15 protein-coding genes are annotated in these 17,182 nt (G+C 73.6%); 4 read left to right on the top strand and 11 right to left on the bottom strand.

The genetic code is table 11. The features are described 5' to 3' along the window. Positions 1–199: 199 nt before the first annotated feature. Positions 200–1,414 (bottom strand): crotonyl-CoA carboxylase/reductase, encoded by a 1,215-nt coding sequence (gene ccrA / locus VGL20_14025; GenBank protein ID HEY2704798.1) that lies wholly within the window; start codon positions 1,412–1,414, stop codon positions 200–202. Between the two features lie 176 nt (positions 1,415–1,590). Beyond that, the gene (locus VGL20_14020) at positions 1,591–2,889 is read right to left on the bottom strand and encodes an MFS transporter (GenBank protein ID HEY2704797.1); all 1,299 of its coding nucleotides are present in this window, start codon (positions 2,887–2,889) and stop codon (positions 1,591–1,593) included. 39 nt (positions 2,890–2,928) lie between these two features. Here VGL20_14020 and bioB point away from each other — a divergent pair, with 39 nt between their 5' ends. After that, entirely contained in the window at positions 2,929–3,966 is a 1,038-nt protein-coding gene (gene bioB / locus VGL20_14015; GenBank protein ID HEY2704796.1) for a biotin synthase BioB, read from the top strand. A 9-nt stretch (positions 3,967–3,975) separates the two neighbouring features. On the opposite strand, the gene VGL20_14010 is transcribed toward bioB, so the two are convergent. Together VGL20_14010 and VGL20_14005 are read right to left on the bottom strand one after the other, a co-directional pair. Continuing rightward, positions 3,976–5,148, bottom strand: coding sequence for a M20 family metallopeptidase (locus VGL20_14010; protein ID HEY2704795.1), 1,173 nt, complete (start codon positions 5,146–5,148; stop codon positions 3,976–3,978). Between the two features lie 36 nt (positions 5,149–5,184). Beyond that, on the bottom strand, positions 5,185–6,744 hold the full coding sequence (locus VGL20_14005) for a phosphoenolpyruvate carboxykinase (GenBank protein ID HEY2704794.1): 1,560 nt from the start codon (positions 6,742–6,744) through the stop codon (positions 5,185–5,187). 268 nt (positions 6,745–7,012) lie between these two features. Here VGL20_14005 and VGL20_14000 point away from each other — a divergent pair, with 268 nt between their 5' ends. Both VGL20_14000 and VGL20_13995 read left to right on the top strand, forming a co-directional pair. Beyond that, positions 7,013–8,350, top strand: coding sequence for a sialidase family protein (locus VGL20_14000; protein HEY2704793.1), 1,338 nt, complete (start codon positions 7,013–7,015; stop codon positions 8,348–8,350). A 97-nt stretch (positions 8,351–8,447) separates the two neighbouring features. After that, positions 8,448–9,407: a branched-chain amino acid transaminase gene (locus VGL20_13995; GenBank protein HEY2704792.1), complete on the top strand. Its 960-nt coding sequence runs from the start codon at positions 8,448–8,450 to the stop codon at positions 9,405–9,407. On the opposite strand, the gene VGL20_13990 is transcribed toward VGL20_13995, so the two are convergent. Then, positions 9,401–10,507, bottom strand: a complete 1,107-nt coding sequence (locus tag VGL20_13990) for a glycerate kinase (protein ID HEY2704791.1) — start codon at positions 10,505–10,507, stop codon at positions 9,401–9,403. The two genes, VGL20_13995 and VGL20_13990, sit on opposite strands and share 7 nt — an antisense overlap. Positions 10,508–10,551: 44 nt before the next feature. Beyond that, on the bottom strand, positions 10,552–11,304 hold the full coding sequence (locus tag VGL20_13985) for a sigma-70 family RNA polymerase sigma factor (GenBank protein ID HEY2704790.1): 753 nt from the start codon (positions 11,302–11,304) through the stop codon (positions 10,552–10,554). 272 nt (positions 11,305–11,576) lie between these two features. Here VGL20_13985 and VGL20_13980 point away from each other — a divergent pair, with 272 nt between their 5' ends. Further along, positions 11,577–12,173, top strand: coding sequence for an SHOCT domain-containing protein (locus VGL20_13980; protein ID HEY2704789.1), 597 nt, complete (start codon positions 11,577–11,579; stop codon positions 12,171–12,173). A gap of 18 nt (positions 12,174–12,191) precedes the next feature. Here the strand turns inward: VGL20_13980 and VGL20_13975 are convergent, their stop codons facing one another. From VGL20_13975 to VGL20_13955, 5 genes are all read right to left on the bottom strand, one after another. After that, the gene (locus VGL20_13975) at positions 12,192–13,301 is read right to left on the bottom strand and encodes a DUF2332 domain-containing protein (protein ID HEY2704788.1); all 1,110 of its coding nucleotides are present in this window, start codon (positions 13,299–13,301) and stop codon (positions 12,192–12,194) included. A 30-nt stretch (positions 13,302–13,331) separates the two neighbouring features. After that, positions 13,332–14,237: a hypothetical protein gene (locus VGL20_13970; GenBank protein ID HEY2704787.1), complete on the bottom strand. Its 906-nt coding sequence runs from the start codon at positions 14,235–14,237 to the stop codon at positions 13,332–13,334. 108 nt (positions 14,238–14,345) lie between these two features. Beyond that, a complete protein-coding gene (locus tag VGL20_13965; protein ID HEY2704786.1) occupies positions 14,346–15,437 on the bottom strand; it encodes a ferritin-like domain-containing protein in 1,092 nt (363 codons plus the stop codon). Positions 15,438–15,468: 31 nt separating this feature from the next. Next, positions 15,469–15,912 carry a Fur family transcriptional regulator gene (locus VGL20_13960; protein ID HEY2704785.1) on the bottom strand — a complete coding sequence of 148 codons (444 nt, stop codon included), beginning with the start codon at positions 15,910–15,912 and terminating at the stop codon, positions 15,469–15,471. Next, the gene (locus tag VGL20_13955; GenBank protein ID HEY2704784.1) at positions 15,909–17,057 is read right to left on the bottom strand and encodes a zinc-dependent metalloprotease; all 1,149 of its coding nucleotides are present in this window, start codon (positions 17,055–17,057) and stop codon (positions 15,909–15,911) included. Before VGL20_13955 ends, VGL20_13960 begins: the two co-directional genes overlap by 4 nt. Positions 17,058–17,182 lie beyond the last annotated feature (125 nt).

Below are 17,182 nucleotides of genomic sequence, written 5' to 3'. Positions count from 1 at the left end.
GCCGACGGCCGCCGCGTCGAGCTCGCCGTGCTGCCCCCCCGGGAGCTGGTCCAGGCGGTCGCCGCCGCCCTCGCCGAGGACGCGCCCGCGCTCGAGCTCGCCGGGGTGGAGGGGATCCGGCTCAGCCGGGTCTCGCCGCTGGCCGTGACGGTGGTGGCGGGGTGAGCAGGTCGCCGCTGCTCGGCGACGTCCGGGGCGGCTAGCCGAGGTCCTTCTGCTCGGGGGTCTTCGCGCCCACCAGGATGGCCATGTTCCCCCGCGGATGGCGGTTCTCGTACATCAGCTGGTGGGCCTTGCCGACCTCGTCGAAGCTGAGGGTCATGGAGAGGCAGGGGTCGACCTTGCCGTCCCAGACCAGCCGGTTGAGCGCCGCCGCCTGCTCGTCGTTCGAGAAGTGCGAGCCCTGGAGGCGCTTCTGGCGCATCCACAGGTAGCGGAGGTCGACGGTGGCCTCGTAGCCGGTGGTGCCGGCGCAGATCACCACCATGCCGGCGTTGTCGCAGACGAAGATCGAGGTGGGGATGGTGCTCTCGCCGGGATGCTCGAAGACGATGCGGGGGTTGCGGCGCTCGCCGATGACGTCCCAGATCGCCTTGCCGAAGGCCCTGGCCCCGCCCAGCCACTCGGCGTAGGCGGCGTCGTCGCGCCAGTCGGGCATCGGCCCCCAGTGGTCGAAGTCGCCGCGATCGATGTAGCCGGCGGCACCGAGCTCCTTGACCCAGTCGCCGCGATGATGCTTCGAGGTGACCGCGACCGGGATGCCGCCCATCGCCGTGACGATCTGCACCGCCTGGCAGCCGAGGCCGCCGGAGGCGCCCCAGACCAGCACCACGTCGCCCTCGCGGACGGTGTGGGGCGACCAGCCGGCGAGCATGCGGTAGGCGGTGGCGCCCACGAGCATGTACGCGGCGGCGGCGGACCAGGGGAGGTGCGGCGGCTTGGGGAGGACCTGGTGGGCCTGCACCCGGGTGAACTGGGCGAACGAGCCCCAGTTGGTCTCGTAGCCCCAGATCCGGTTGCTGGGGGCGGTGATGGGGTCGCCGCCCGCCGTGATCCAGGGGTCGTTGACGTCCCAGACGCCGCAGTGGATGACCACCTCGTCGCCCACCTTGACGTTCTCGACCCCCTCGCCGACCTCCCAGACGATGCCGGATGCGTCGCTGCCGCCGATGTGGAACGGCTCGGGCTCCCCGGCGCGGTTGCGCGCCTTGATCACGTCGACGGGTCGGCCCAGGGCGGCCCAGACGTTGTTGTAGTTCACCCCGGCGGCCATCACGTAGACCAGGACCTCGCCCTTCCGGGCGCGCGGGGTGGCGATCTCCTCGCACTGGAAGGCCTGGGCCGGCTCGCCGAAGCGCTCCGGGCGGATCGCCTGCGCGAGCATGCGTTCGGGGACGACGCCGAGGGCCGGCATCTCGCCGAGTGGGGTGATCTCCACCGACCTGTTCAGCGCCAAGGGAAGGACCTCCAGACTCGAGACCGGGTTCGTCGCGGCTCCGCTTGGTAGTCCGCGCGCGCGGTAGGTGCACGATACACGTGGCGCCCGCCCGGGCGGGGGTTAACGGGCGTTTGCCACGTTCGGGCGAGTGGTCAGGCGCCCTCGATGGCCGCGGCGGTGGCCGCCACCGCCGGATCCGCACTGTAGCGGTACAGGGCGGGGAGGGTGGCCGCCACGAGCCCGGCGCCGACCAGGCAGAGGAGGCCGCCGGAGACCACCGAGATCCGAGGACCCCAGGCGGCGGCCACCGCCCCGGCCTCGACGTCGCCGGCGTAGGGGCCGCCCATCACCACCATGGAGTAGGTCGCGGACATCCTGCCCCGGAGGTGGTCGGGGGTGAGGGTCTGGAGCATCGTCGAGCGGCACACCGCGCTGATGCTGTCGGCGCCGCCGGCGGCGGCGAGCAGAGCCAGGGCGACCGGGAGCGAGCCCACCAACCCGAAGCCGGCGATCGCCAGCCCCCAGATCGCCACCGCGCCGATCACCACCCGGCCGAGGCGCCGCACCCGCCCGAGCCAGCCGGTGACGAGGATGGCGGCGACCGCGCCCACCCCGGGGGCGGCGTAGAGGAGGCCGAGCCCGGAGGGACCGGTGTGGAAGGCGGTGGCGGCGAGCGCGGGAAAGAGCGCCCGGGGCATCCCGAAGATCATCGCGTCGAGGTCGATGGCGAAGCCGGCGAGGACGACCGGCTGGCGCCGGGCGAAGGCGAGCCCGCTGCGGATCGCCCGCAGCGGCGGCTCACGGTGCTCCTGCCCGGGAGGCTGAGGGCCGATCAGCGCCACCGCGGTGATCGCCGCCCCGAAGCTGAGGACGTCGACGAGATAGGCGGCGCCGAGCCCCCAGCGGCCGATGATCAGCCCGCCGACCGCCGGCCCGACGATCAACGCCGCCTGGAAGAGGCCGAACATCAGCGCGACCGCCGCGGCCAGCTGGTCCCGGGGCACCAGGTTGGGCACCGTCGCCGAGCGCGCCGGCTGGTCGAAGGCGCTCAGCCCGGCGGCGACCCCGCCGACCGCGTAGAGGGCGGCGAGGGGCGGGTGGCCGTGCACCGCCCCGGCGACGTAGAGGAGTGAGCAGAGCGCCAGCAGCGAGTTCGAGACCAGCAGCAGCCGGCGGCGGTCCATGGCATCGGCGACGGCGCCGCCGATCAGCGAGAAGACGATCAGCGGCACCACCTGGACCAGCCCGAGCAGCCCGACGGCGAGGGTCGAGCCGGTGAGCTGGTAGACCTGGTAGGGCACCGCCACGGCGGTGATCTGCCGGCCCATGGTCGACACCAGCTGGCCGGACCAGAGCAGCCGGAAGTCGCGGGAGACGCGCAGCGGAGTGAGGTCGAGGGCGATGCCGCCGAGGCGCGACCCCCCTCTCCGCCGCCCGGTTGGGGCGTTCACGACGACCACGGTACCGTGACCGGTATCCTCAGCCGGCCCATGCTCCATGCGCCCGCACCGCTCCGCGCCGCCGCCGAGCGCCTCCTCGAGGCCGGTGAGCCCGTCGACAGGCCGCTCGCCGATCAGCTCGCCGCCCTCGACGACGGCGACCTCCCCGAGCTGATCGCCCTCGCCCACCGGGTGCGCCTCGCCTGGATGGGGCCGGCGGTCGAGGTGGAGTCGATCATCAGCGCCAAGACGGGGGGGTGCCCCGAGGACTGCACCTTCTGCTCGCAGTCGGCGCGCTACACCACCGAGGTGGCGCGAGAGCCGATGCTGCCCACCGACCGGCTCGTCGACCTCGCCCGCCGCACCCGCGAGCTCGGCGGCACCGAGTTCTGCATCGTGGTGGCGGTGCGCGGCCCCGACGAGCGGATGATGCGCTCGGTGATCGACGCCGCCCGGGCGATCGCCGCCGAGGTGGACATCGAGGTCGCGGCCTCGCTCGGCATCCTCAGGCCCGGCCAGGCCGAGCGGCTCGCCGAGGCGGGGATCCACCGCTACAACCACAACCTCGAGGCGGGCCCGCGCTTCTTCCCGACGATCTGCACCACCCACACCTTCGAGGACCGGCTGCGCACCTGCCGGGCGGTCATCGACGCGGGGATGGAGCTGTGCAGCGGCGGCATCTTCGGCATGGGCGAGACCTGGGAGGACCGGCTCGACCTCGCCTTCGTCCTCCAGGAGCTCGGTGCCCGGGAGATCCCCTGCAACTTCCTCAACCCCCGCCCCGGCACCCCGCTCGGCGATGCCGGGCTGCTCCGCCCCCTGGACGCGCTCCGCTGCGTCGCCGTCTACCGCTGCGTCAACCCGTCGGCGGTGCTGCGCTACGCCGGCGGCCGTGAGGTGGTGCTCCGCGACCTGCAGGCCTACGGGATGCTCGCCGGGGCGAACGGCCTGATCGTCGGCAACTACCTGACCACGCTCGGGCGGAGCGCCGAGGTCGACCTGGCGATGCTCGCCGACCTGGGGATGCCGGTGGCCACCGCGCCGCTCACCGGCACCCGGGGCCGGCGGGAGGTGGCGGGCCCCGCCTAGCCTCTGGCGCTACCCCTCCGCGAGCGCCTCCGCCGCCGCCACCAGCGAGAGCATCGCCACCCGCAGCGCCTGCTCGTCGAGGTCGAAGTCCGGGGCGTGGTGCTGCGGCGGCACCCGTGGCCCCGGCCGCGACCCGACGAAGAAGTAGCAGCCGGGGGCGCGGAGCAGGAACTCGCTGACGTCGTCGCTGGGGGTCATCGGCGGCGCCTCCAGCACGGACGACCCCCCCAGGACCGCACCCAGCGCGGACACGGTCACCGCGGTGGCGGCCGGGTCGTTCACCACCGCGGGCACGGGCCGGGGCAGCTCCACCTCCGCCCGAACCCCGAAGTCGGAAGCCACCGTCGCACAGACCGCCTGCAGCCGGGCCACCGCCTCGGGATGCTGCTCCTCGGTGAACGTCCGCAGCGAGCCGCCGATCTCGGCGTCGCGGGGGACGACGTTGTGCACCGTCCCGGCGCGAAGCACCCCGGTGCCGCAGACGCAGGGGGTCTCGGCGAGCTCGAGGCCGTCGAGGAGGCCGGGCAGGCGGCGGGCCAGCTCGGCGGCGGCGAGCACCACGTTGCCGTCGCCGGCGGCGAGGGCAGCGTGGCCGCCGGTGCCGCGCAGCCGGATGGTGAACCGCTGGAAGGTGGCCATGGCGATCCCGGGCCGGGCCATCACCAGGCCGGTGGGGAGGTTCGAGGAGAGGTGGAGGCCGGCCACCCGCTCGACCCCGAGGCCGGTCAGCACCCCGCCGTCGAGCATCGCGCGGGCCCCCTCGCCGGTCTCCTCGGCGGGCTGGAAGAGCAGCACCACCCGGCCGGCCAGGCCGGGGGCGCGCCGGGCCAGCACCTCGGCGGCGCCGAGCAGGGCGGCGGCGTGGCCGTCGTGGCCGCAGGCGTGCATCACCCCGGGCACCCGCGAGCGGAAGGGGAGGCCGGTCTCCTCCTCGACGGGGAGGGCGTCGATGTCGGCGCGGAGCAGCACCGTCCTCCCCGGCCGGCCGCCCTCGAGGCGGAACACCGCCCCGGTGGTGGTGGGGCAGGGCAGCTCCTCGAGCCCGAGCCCGAGCAGCCGCTCGCGGACGATCGCGGTGGTGCCCACCTCCTCGCCGCCCAGCTCGGGCTCGGCGTGGAGGGCCCGGCGCAGGTCGACGGCCCCGTCGAAGACGGCGTCGACCTGCGCGCGCAGCTCACTCACGACCGGGAAGTGTGCCCGGTCGTGGCCGGGGCAGGGTCAGGAGACGGCGTTGACGATCTCCGACCTCAGCCCGTCGAACCTGGCCAGGTAGCTGCGGCGCTCGCTGCGCAGCCGCTCGACGATGGCGCTGTACTCGTCCATCCGCCCCTGGCGCTCGTAGAGCCGGCGCGGCTGGAGGATCTCCAGGTCGTCGATGCCGGGCAGCGCCGAGGCCACCTCGTAGCCGAAGTCGGGGTCGCGCTCCCAGGTGATCGTGCCCTCGGCGATGGCCTTCACCACCGCGCTCGAGAAGGGGATGGTCACCTTCTTGCCCCGCTCGTCGCCGTCCTCGCCGCCGATCCGGCCGGTGTTGAGCAGGAAGACCTCGAAGCCGCTGTCGTCGAGCAGCTCGAGGAAGCGGTTGCCCTGGTTCGCGTGGAGCAGCGGGAAGAAGGGGTTGGTGCCGGGCACGCGCAGCGCCCTGCCCGCCTCCTCCTTGCCGCCGGCGCTGGTGCCGCGGGTCTCGCCGAGCATGAAGTAGGCCGCCGCCTGCTCGCGATTCAGCCGGGCCACCGCCGGGATGAGGTTGTCGTTGCGGTTGAGGATCAGCAGCTGGTTGACCCGGGTGATCTCGCGGGCGTCGCGGGCGATCCCCAGGGCGTCCATGCGGAAGACGGCGCGGCCGTTCTGGGTGTACGAGCTGTCGAAGAAGTCGCACTCGCCGCGGTCGTTCTGCGAGACGTTCTCCAGGTAGGCCTCGCGCCTGGTGACCGCGCCGTGGATGGCGGGTTCGTCGCTGGGGTCGAGCGCGAAGGTCTTGGCGAAGCAGCCGTTCTCGGAGCTGACGATGCGGCCGCCCGGGTAGAGGGCGACGAAGTCGTCCTGCACCGGCTGGCTGTTGTTCTGGCGGGTGAAGGTGGTGGTGGTCTTGCCGGTGCCGCTGAGCCCGACGATGAGCATCGACTGCTCGCCGCGCGCGGTCGGGACCACCTTGCAGCCGGCGTGCATCGCCAGGCCTCCGCGCTCGTAGGTGAGCGCGTTCCACATCCGCAGGCCGCCCTTCTTCGACTCGCCGAAGTAGTCGGAGTTGAGCACCCGGGTCACCCCGGCGTCGAGGTCGACGGCGATCACCCGGTCGCTGGGATAGCCGGGGGCCTGGAGGTTGGGCGTGTAGATGACCGTCAGCCGGGGCTGGAAGTCGGGGCCGGCGTCCTCGGCGCTGAAGTACAGCGCCTGCTGCATCCCCGCGATGTTGGCGTTGGCCGCCTCGATGTACAGGCGGGCGGCGACTCGGTGGTCGGGGTCGTTGCCGATGTAGCCGTCGATCACCAGCATGTCCTGGCCGGCGATGTACGCGTCCTGCATCGCGGCGATGCGCTCGCCCTCGGCCCGGGGGATGGTCTGGTCGGAGTGCTTCTCGGGGTGGTCGGTGACCACGTAGGTGCTCGCCTTGCTCCGGGCAACGACCCTGGTGCCGACGTTGTAGTTGCCGAACGCGGTCGAGCGGGCGTTGGCCATCGACGCCGTCAGCTCGCGCAGCTCCTCGGGACTGGGGTTCCAGCGGATCGACTTCGCTGCCGGCAGTGAGGTGCCGCGCGCTCTGATGACGTCGGTCATGGTGCGTCTTCCCCGGTGTGTACGGACTGCCCGGATCGTTGGGAACGCCAGAACGTGACATTCCCTGTGAATGAGAACGGACAGGTGGGCCTGAACCTGTGCCGATCGCCCAAGGACGTGCTGACGAGCGAGTGTATCAGAGGGCTCCGCGACCTCCGTCTCGGTCCGGTCGCGGCACGGGACCACCTCGGAGCGGGTCCTCGGCGCCCGGCTGTGCGTTAATCACGGTTCCCACAACCGGCCGGGCGGATGGCCGCAGGAGGGCGCGATGGACCGCAGGCGTGGCGTCCGGCGAGCAGTCACCGGTCTGCTCGCCGTGGCCGTGGTCGCCTCGCTGCGGGTGGGCGGTGGCGGCGCCGCCGCCGAGCCCGGGTTCACCACCACCACGCTGGTCAACCCCGCCTTCAAGGGGGCGAACACCGAGCCCTCGCTGCGCGTCGCCCGCGACGGCACCGCCTACGTCGGGGCGATCCGCGGATTCCCCAAGGGTGTCGACCTCTGGCGGCTGGGCGCCGGCGGCGGCCCCGCCGCCTACCTCGGCTCGCCCGACAGCGCCGTGCCCGCCCCCTGCTGCGCCGGCCTCGGCGGCGGCGACATGGACCTCGCGATCGCCGACGACGGCACCGTCGCCTACACCAGCCTCTGGCTGGGCTCGCTGACGGTAGGGCGGTCGACCGACGGTGGGCGCACCTTCGTCTCCCAGCCGCTGGGCAGCCCGGTGGTGGGCGACGACCGTCCCTGGCTCGCCACCGACGGGCACTCCTTCTATCTGTCCTTCCATGACATCCTCACCGGCAACATCGACATCGTGCGCTCGGCCGCCGGCCCCCAGGCCGGGCTCGCCTACACCCCGATGACCCCGGTGCTCTCGCCCGCCGACGCGGCGGTGGGCAACAACCAGCTCGGCGACCTGCTCGCCGACCGCCGCCACCCGGGGGTTCTCCATCAGGTGTACACCACCAGCGCCGACGCCTCCCTGGGGCTCAACGGCGGCCCCGGCGCCGGCCAGAACGTGGTCCGGATGGCCACCTCCACCGACGGCGGCGGCAGCTGGGTGCAGCACACCGTGCTCACCGGCCCCGCCGCGTCCGGCTATGCGTCGGTGTTCCCGGCGGCGGCGCTCGACGCCACCGGCGCCCTCTACGTCGCCGTCTCCGACAACGCCCACGTGCTGGTGCTCTCCAGCAGCGACCGGGGGGTGACCTGGCGGGGACCGGTGCGGGTCGACCCGGGGATCGGCGCGGTGGTCTTTCCCTGGGTGGCGGCGGGGGGAGACGGCGGCGTGGTGGTCAGCTGGCTGGGCTCCCGGGTGACCGGCCCCGACGCGCCCGACGCCAGCTGGCAGGTGTACGCCGCGGAGACGCTGAGCGGCGCCGCCGCCGCGCCCGCCTACCGGCTGTTCACGGTGAGCGACCGGGTGGTGCACGCCAGGGGCATCTGCCAGCAGGGGCTGGGATGCCGGAGCGGGCGCGAGCTCGGCGACTTCTTCCAGGTCGCGGTGGGACCCGACGGCCTCGCCGGGCTGGCCTGGGCCGACGACGGCCTCGGCGGCCCGGCGGTGGTGCGCTTCGCCCGCGGCGGCCTGACCCTCGGCCCGCCGAACTGAGTCCGCACTGCCACGGCCCGGTCGCGGCGGGCTGGCCGGAGCCGTCCCTCCGCTACCCTAGAGCTGCGCCCGAGCCCCGATCGAACGGAGACCGCCGATGACCCAGAGCGCGCCCACCGTGCCCCACACCGTCCCCTCGCGGGACGAGAGCTGGGTCTTCTACGACGGGGAGATCCGCCGCTACGCCGACTCGCGGTTGGGGCTGATGACCCACGCGCTCCACTACGGCACCGGCTGCTTCGAGGGCATCCGCGCCTACTGGGTGGAGGAGCAGCAGCAGCTCTTCGCCTTCCGCATGTCCGAGCACTTCGAGCGGCTGCGCGACAGCTCGAAGATCCTGCTCATGGACCTGCCCCTGAGCACCGAGGAGCTGTGCGCGATCACCTCCGAGCTGCTCCGCCGCAACGGCTGGCGGCAGGACGTCTACATCCGCCCGCTGGTGTACAAGTCCTCGGAGGAGATCGGCGTCCGCCTCCACGGGCTGAAGGACGGCTTCCTCGTCTTCACCGCCCCCTTCGGCGCCTACGTCGACATCGACGCCGGCATCCGTTGCATGGTGTCGTCCTGGCGGCGGATCGACGACAACGTCGCCCCGGCGCGGTCGAAATGCACCGGCATCTACGTCAACAGCGCGCTGGCCAAGACCGAGGCGATGCAGAACGGCTTCGACGAGGCGATCATGCTCACCCACGAGGGGCATGTCTGCGAGGGCAGCGCCGAGAACATCTTCATCGTCCGCAACGGCACCCTGATCACCCCGCCGGAGTCGGACAACATCCTGGAGGGGATCACCCGCGCGACCCTGATCCACCTCGCCACCGAGGAGATGGGGCTGGAGGTGGTGCAGCGCAGCATCGACCGCAGCGAGCTCTACGTCGCCGACGAGGTCTTCCTCTGCGGCACCGGCGCCCAGGTCTCGCCGGTCATCGAGATCGACCGCCGCCGCATCGGCGACGGCGAGCCCGGCCCGCTGACGTCGCGGATCCAGACCGACTACTTCGCGGTCTGCAAGGGCCGCAACCCCAAGTACCGCGACTGGCTGACCGCGGTCTACTGAGACCGCGCCACCGCGGCCGCCGCCTCCTCGAGCAGCCGGGCGGCGCCGGCGATGCGCTCGGCCACGGGGAGTCCGGGTCCGAGCTCGACCACGCGGTCGAAGAGCGGCGGCACCCCGTCACCGACCGCGCCGGCGATGGCCACGCAGGCCACCCCCGCGCGGCGCGCCCGCCGGGCCACCTCCGCCGGCGCCTTGCCCGCGGCGGTGGAGGCGTCGAGCCGGCCCTCGCCGGTGAGCACGAGGCCGGCGCCGCCGAGCGCGGCGTCGAGGCCGACGCTGTCGCAGACCAGCGCTGCGCCGGGCAGCAGCACCGCGCCGCAGAGGGCGGCGAGGCCGTACCCGCAGCCTCCCGCCGAGCCGGCCCCGGGGCGGGCGGCGAGCCCGGGGTCGGCCCCGGCGTCGCGCCCGGCCACCTCGGCGAGCCGGCCCAGCCCGGCCTCGAGCGCCGCGATCGCCGTCGCGTCCGCGCCCTTCTGCGGCCCGAACACCGCCGCGGCGCCGCCGGGGCCGAGCAGCGGGCTGGCCACGTCGACGGCCACCTCGAGGCGGCAGCGGCGGAGACCGGGGTGGCGGCCGCGCAGGTCGACGGCGGCGAGGCCGGCGAGCGCGCCGCCGCCGTCGCCCAGCCCGGCCCCGGCATCGTCCACGAGGCGCACCCCGAGTGCGGCGGCCAGGCCGGCGCCGCCGTCGGTGCAGGCGCTGCCGCCGATGCCGACCACGATGCGGGAGGCGCCGGCGTCGAGGGCGGCGGCGATGAGCTCGCCGGTGCCGCGCGACGTCGCCCGCAGCGCGTCGAGACGGCCGCCGAGCAGGCGCAGGCCGGAGGCCTCGGCGAGCTCGACCACCGCGGTGCCGGCGTCCAGCCAGCCGAGCCGGGCCTCGACGGGGTCGCCCAGCGGACCGCTGACCCGGCGCACCTCGACCCGGGCGGCCGCTCCGGCGGCGCCGAGGAGGACGTCGAGGGTGCCGTCTCCACCGTCGGCGACGGGCAGCTCGACCGGGTCTGCGCCCGCGGATGCGACCCCGCGGGCGAGCGCGGCGGCGGCGGCGCGGGCGTCGAGCGCGCCCTTGTAGGCGTTGGGCGCGCAGACCACTCTCATGCACCGCAGAGGCTATCTCGGTGGCGGTGGCCTGCGGAGCTGGGTCAGCCGGTGGCGGCGGTGGCGGAGCGCGCCGGGAATCGGGCCCGGCAGTCCTTGCAGGCCTCGAGGTGGTTGACGAGCATCCGCTTCTGGTCCTGGCGGAGGTTGCGCCGCCCGATGTGCTCGAGGATGTGCGTCACCGTGGCGCAGTCGCCGGTGGCCTCCTGCGACCCCTCCTGCTTGAGGTACAGCTCCTTGAAGCGGCGCCGGGCGCGGTGGAGGAGGGTTTCGACGGCCGACTGGCTGATGCCCATGACGTGGGCGATGGAGGCGTAGGAGAGGCCCTGCAGCTCGCGCAGGGTGAGCACCATGCGCTGGCGCTCGGGAAGCTGCTTGGCGACCTCCCACACCACCCGGCGCATGTTGGTGATCTCCAGCGCGGACTCGGGGCTGCGCTCGCGATCGTGGTCGACGAGACGCATCACCGCCTCCTCGACGTCGTCACCACCGGGCTCGACGTGGTGCTGCACCTTGTCGCGGCGGCGCAGCTCGTCGTGGCAGAGGTTGACCGCGATGCGGTAGATCCAGGCGGAGAAGTGGAAGGTGTCGTCGACGCGGTTCAGCGTCTTCAGCACGTTGTAGAAGGTCTCCTGCACCAGGTCCTCGGCCAGCTGGCCGTCGCCGACGTACCGCGCGCAGAGGGCGCGGATCCGCTGGTTGTACCGGGTGAAGATCCGATCGAACGCACTGGCATCGCCGTCCCGGTACATCCGGATCAGCGCCAGATCGTCAATCTCCGCGACCTCTGTCGCCATCGTAGACTCCGGGGAAACCGAGACCACCTCGAGACCCCTCCCTCAGTTGCACACGTCCCACCCTGGTCCTCGGCGGCCGAGGCGGGTGCGGATCCATTAATAGCAGGGGCCCGAGCCGCTTCCTGTCACCGATCAGTGACGGTCGCAGTTCTGCAAGTTTCGGGCTGGGGCAGCGTCCTACTGGGTAAGGGAGGTCCCGGCGATCGGTTCGCCGACAGCGTCGCGTTACGGCGTGATCCCGCCACGTTCGAGGGTTGGGTAGGATAGGGATGATGACAGCGGACGCTTGGGGTGCCGGCACCGCGGGACCGACCGGACATGTCCTTGTCCGGTTCGCCGACGACGAGATCCTCGAGGGGGCGGTCGACCGGCTCGACCTCGACCATCCCGACTTCGAGCTGACCGTCAGCGACCCGGGTACCAACAACCGTCGCGCGCTCATCCCGCTTCCCTCGGTGAAGTGTCTCACCCTCGGCCGGCGTCCCCTCGACCCGCCGATGGCGATCGAGAACATGCAGAAGGTGGCGGTGCGCTTCCTCGACGGCGAGGTCGTCAAGGGCCTCATCGCCGACAGCCCGCAGCGCAACAAGTACGGCGTCACCGTCGAGCTGGTGAGCCCGGCCGGCGACGAGATCGAGCTGCTCGGCATCCCGTACCACAGCCTCAAGGCGGTCTTCTACCTGAAGTCCTGGGACAGCCGTCCGCCCGAGTACGTCGACGTCACCGGCCAGTGGTCGGGCACCCGGATGGACACCCCGCTCGTCGACCTGCTCGGAGAGATCGGCCGCCTGGCCGACCTCCGCGACCGCGGCGAGCTGACCGACGAGGACTTCCAGCGCCGCCGCCGCGTGATCCTCGACAAGATCTGACCCTCTCCGGAGGGCCGGTCAGCCGGGCTGCGGCTCCATCCACTCGATCCACTCGCCGTGGTAGGCGCCGCGCGCCAGCCAGCGGTCCTCGCGGCCGGCGGCGGTCAGCATGCTGAGGCGGACCAGCGCGCAGTCGACACCGCCCGCCTCGATGCCGTCCGTCACCCAGGCGGGAGCGGCGTCGAGCCGGTCCATCACGTGGGTGAGGTCGAAGGCCACCCACGCGATCGGGCGGCGGCGGCCCGCCTCCTCGAGGGCGTCGGTGAAGTCGGTGCGCCGGTCGCCGAGGTAGCCGAGCATCACCGAGGTGGTGACGCAGACCCCGAGCGCGGGCGGCACCTCGGCGAGCAGCGCGGCGAGGTCGTCGACGGCGTCGCCGGCGACGATCCGCGGCGGATCGGCGCGGGCCGCCTCGAGGGCGGCGGCGAGCAGCTCGACCCGGCCGCCCTGATCCGGCCAGGTCGAGGCGCGCAGCCAGCGACGGGCGTCGGGGTCGCCCACGTCGACCGGGGCGCGGTCGAGCCCCACCCGGTGGGCGATCGCCGGGGGCGCCCCCGCCAGCGGCACCGGCCGCTCCCCGCGGGCCTCGCAGCGCAACCGCACCGGCGCCCCGGCCGGCCCGGCCGTGCCCGCCGCGCCGTAGTCGTAGGCGTACCGGTCGAGGAGCTGGCCGAGCCCGGCGCTCGAGCCGACGTCGACCAGGCCGAGGTCGGCGCCGAGCGCGGCCCGGGCGAGGGCCACGGCCGGCATCGAGCAGGCGCAGCGGAGCACCTCGTTGGTCTGGATGGCGCGGGTCCGCACCAGGGTGGTGAGCTCGTCGCGGTGGCGCAGCACGAACTCGCGGAAGACGGGATACGCCTCCTCCGGGGGGCGGGGATCGTCGGTCAGGTCGGCGTGGAAGGCGGCGAGCGGCTCCTCCGGCGCGGCGATGAGCAGGTGGCGCACCGCCGCCAGCAGGCGCATCGGCCCCAGCTCGTGCCACGGCACCCCGGCGGTGAGCCCCAGGACCTCGTCGTCGGCCAGCGCCTCGCGGGCGATCGCGGCGTAGAGCGGCGAGCGGGTCGGGAAGTCGCGGACGGCGAGGTGCCCGAGCACCGCCCGGCCGGCCTCGATGTCGGGGTCGGTCACCGCGGCCGCCGCATCACCCGCCCGGGCGGCTCAGCCGGCGGCGCGCTTCAGCGGGTCGGGAGGGAACGACCCACCGCCGATGCACGCGCTCGACCAGCGGTCGAGGCGCGCCACCAGCCAGTCGAGCTGGTCGCCGAGCGCGTCGACGACGCCCTGCTCCATCGCGTCGGTGCGGCGCTCGATCTCGGCGCGGGCGGCGCGGCCCCGCTCGGTGAGCTCGGCTCCCTGGAGCAGGCCCTCGGCGCGGAGCCGCTCGGCGGCGGCCTCGATCACCGGCTCGGCGAAGCCGCGGGTGGCGGTGTACTCGCCCAGCCGCATCCCCAGCCACAGCTCGGTGAGGATGTTCATCTCCACCGGGCCGCGGCCGGAGCCGAGCGCGGCGGCGACGTGGCTGTCGCTGCGGTGCTCGCGGACCAGGTCGCAGGCGCGCTGGAGGCGGGCCGCGGGGAGGTCCGGCCAGGGCTGGGCGCGGAGCGCGGCGAACAGCGGGCGCCCGGTGGCGTCGGCGCCACGGACCGCCTCGCGCAGGGTCTCCGCCACCTCGTCGACGCCATCCTCGCCGAGCAGCTCGCCGAGGCTCTCGCCGATCGCCTGGGTGCGCTCGTGGAGGACGTCGGCCAGCGGCGCCGCCTCGCGGGCCGCGGTCCAGAGGCTCTCCACCAGCGGCGGGTCGAACCAGGCGAAGGCGGCGGCCACCACCGCCGGCGCGGTGTCGCCGAGGGGGCCGCCCCGGCCGGCCACGTAGCCGGTGAGGAAGTCGAGGCCGAGACCGGCGAGGCGCTCGTTGACCAGCCGCGACCACACCGGGTGCATGGCGATGGGCTCGACCGCGTCCCGCAGCCGCCGCGCCGGACCGCCCTCGCTCACCGCCTCGGGCACCGGGGTGTCCTCGGGGCGGGTCGCGAAGAAGACACCGAGGGCCTCGTCGTAGTCCATGGAACCCGCCTCCCGACCGGTGACCGCAGCGCCCGATCATCGCAGATAGGATCAGGCGTGCTGCTCGGCGACGCCTCCCGACGGCGACCCGCCGTCGGTGTCCGGGGGCTAGCCGGCGGCGCCGGCCTCGACGGCGGTCATCACCTCGCGGGCGCGGCGCTCGCGGTCGACCCGCTCCATCTCCTCGGCGACCCGCTCGTCGCGGTCGCTCATCGCCTCGGCGTCGAGGTCGGCGAGGTGCATCACCCCCATGTCGACGAAGGCCTCCCGCACCCTGGGCCCGAAGAGGCCGATGTCCTTCAGGGTGGGGACGATGCGGCTGAAGAGCGCCGAGCGGAACTCGCGGGTGCGCCGTGAGGTGGTCACCGACTCGAGGAACTCCTCGCGCCGGAAGCCGAGGTTCTCCCACAGCTCCTCGGCGAGGAAGCGGTCGCGCATGTGGTAGCAGGCCTCGATCGCGAACTCCTCGCGGTCGGCACGCTCCGCGTCGGTGAGCTGCGGATAGAACTCGCGCAGCGCGATCCGGCCGAAGGCGACATGACGCGCCTCGTCCTGCATGACGTAGGCGTTGATGGCGCGGGCGAGCGGGTCATCGGTGTGGTCGCGCTGCATCGAGAAGGCGGCCAGCGCCAGCCCCTCGATGAGCACCTGCATGCCCAGGTAGGTGACGTCCCAGCGTGAGTCGGTGATCACGTTGTCGAGCAGCGAGCGCAGCGGCGGGTTGATGGGATAGGCGAGGCCGAGCTTCTCCTGGAGGTACCGGGAGTAGGTCTCGACGTGCCGCGCCTCGTCCATCACCTGGGTGGCCGCGTAGAACTTGGAGTCGATGTCCGGCACCGTCTGGACGATCTTCGCGGCGCAGATCAGCGCCCCCTGCTCGCCGTGCATGAACTGCGAGTAGGACCAGGCGGCGAGGTGGCGGCGGATCTCGGTGCGGCGCTCGGGACCGAGCTTCTCCCAGAGCGGCGAGCCGTAGATGCTGATGTTCTCGTCGTGGGCCCCGAGCGGGTTCTCGGGGTCGGGCTGGTGCGACCAGTCGAGCCGGTCCGACGCGTTCCACTGCTTGGCCTTGCCCTTCTCGTACAGGCCCAGCATGCGGTCGCGACCCTCGTCGTACTCCCAGTTGAAGACGACGGTCTGCTGGCCCTCGACCTGCCAGCGGGTCAGCTCCACGGGGATGGCGTAGTGACGTGTGCTCACCCCCCCAGCATGGGGAATGTTGACGCGGGCGTCAACCGCCGCCCCCGACCGCCGGCTCGCAGCGGCCGCAGAGGCCGTGGAAGTCGAGGGCATCGTGGTCGAGGGCGAAGCCGTGGCGGGTGCGGACCGCCTCCACCAGCACCGCCACCTCCTCGTCGTCGATGTCGGTGGAGGCGCCGCAGCGGCGGCAGACCAGGTGGTGGTGGTGGGTGGGCTCGCAGGCGACGTAGGCGCAGGCGTGCCCGGCGCGGTCGAACCGCTGGGCCAGGCCCGCGTCGACGAGCAGGTCGAGGGTGCGGAAGACCGTCGCTCGTCCCAGGAGGGGGTGGCGCCGGCGCAGCCGCTCGAAGAGCTCCTGCGCGGTCACCGTGCGCCTGGAGCGGAGCAGGGCGTCGGCGACGATGACCCGCTGGGCGGTGAGCCGCTGCCCGGCGGCGGTGAGCCGCTCCGCCACGGAGAGGCCTGGCGAGATCACCCCGCGAGTATAGGAGAGTTCCTGATCCGGTCCACCCAGCGCTGCGGCTCGCGCAGCTCGGCGAGGCTGGGCATCTGCTCGGGGCCGTCCCAGACCCGGTTGAGCAGCGCCAGGCCGCCCTCGGCGGTGACCGCCTCGGCGAAGCGCTCGCCCACCTCGTACTGCCGGAGCTTCATGTTCATGCCGGTGACGGCCAGAACCAGCCGCTCCACCAGGCTGCGCTGCTGGGCCCGCTCGTGGAACGCCTGCTCGAGGCGGTCGAAGTCGGCGAGGTGGCGGCTGCCCACCTGGTGCATGACGAAGTTGCTGTAGCCCTCGCAGACGCTCATCACCGCCTGGATGCTGCCCACGGCGCCGAGCTGGCGGCGCACCACCGTGGGCAGGCTGCGGAGCATCGCCGGGGTCGAGGGCAGCCGCGGGGCGGCGGGGTCGCCGGCCAGCTCGCTCATCAGCATCGCGCTCATCAGCTCGCCGATGTGGTCGCGCAGCCAGGGATGGGCCTCGAACTGCCAGGCGTGGGTGAGCTCGTGGAGCACCAGCCAGCGGCGGAGGTTGGCCGGGGGCACGTCGTGCCGCTCCTCGAACCCGCGGACGTTGGGCTCGACCAGGAAGAGCGCCGCCGGCTCCGGCTCGCCGGGGGCGGAGGCGTCGCCGGCGACCGGCGCGAGCATCAGCACCGGGTCGTACTGGCCGAGGACGCGGCGGCTCAGGAAGCCGAAGAGCTCGCCGACGTAGCGGCTGAGCACCCCCCGGCCGAGGGCGGTCGCCCGCGAGTCGGGGATCTGGCCGCGAAGCCGCTCGATCGGGGTGAAGAGGCGCTGGGTGATGACCAGGTTGCGGTCGATGAAGCCGTGGCGGTCGAGCACGGTGAAGGGCGGGAACCCCGCCACCGGGGTGCCGGTGACCTCCGCCATCAGCGGGGCCAGCTCGGCGGCCATGGCGTCGTACTCGCGCCCGCGCTCGGAATAGGAGGCGTCGGCCCGGCGCGGGCCGGAGCGGCTGTGGGCGATGCGCCGCACCTCCTCCCAGTCGAGGAGGCGCCGATCCTCCACCGCCAGCGGGCGCGCCAGCGCACGCAGCGACGCGGCCGCGACTCCCGCCGCCGCCGCCCCCATCGCCAGCACGCGCAGAGCCGGGGCTGCCATCCCCCGATGATATGGCCGAAGCCGCCCCGGCGGAGGTCCTTGATCTGGGAGGCAGCGGCGCCTCCCCTGCCCCTGGCACTCCCCGCCGGCGACCGCTGGCACCCCGGGGCCCCCTGCGCTAGCAC

It is taken from the genome of Candidatus Dormiibacterota bacterium (assembly GCA_036495095.1).
In the GTDB taxonomy this organism is placed as follows: Bacteria; Chloroflexota; Dormibacteria; order Aeolococcales; family Aeolococcaceae; genus CF-96.
The sequence above is the reverse complement of the archived record's forward strand: the minus strand, read 5'-3'. Positions and strand labels throughout refer to the sequence as shown.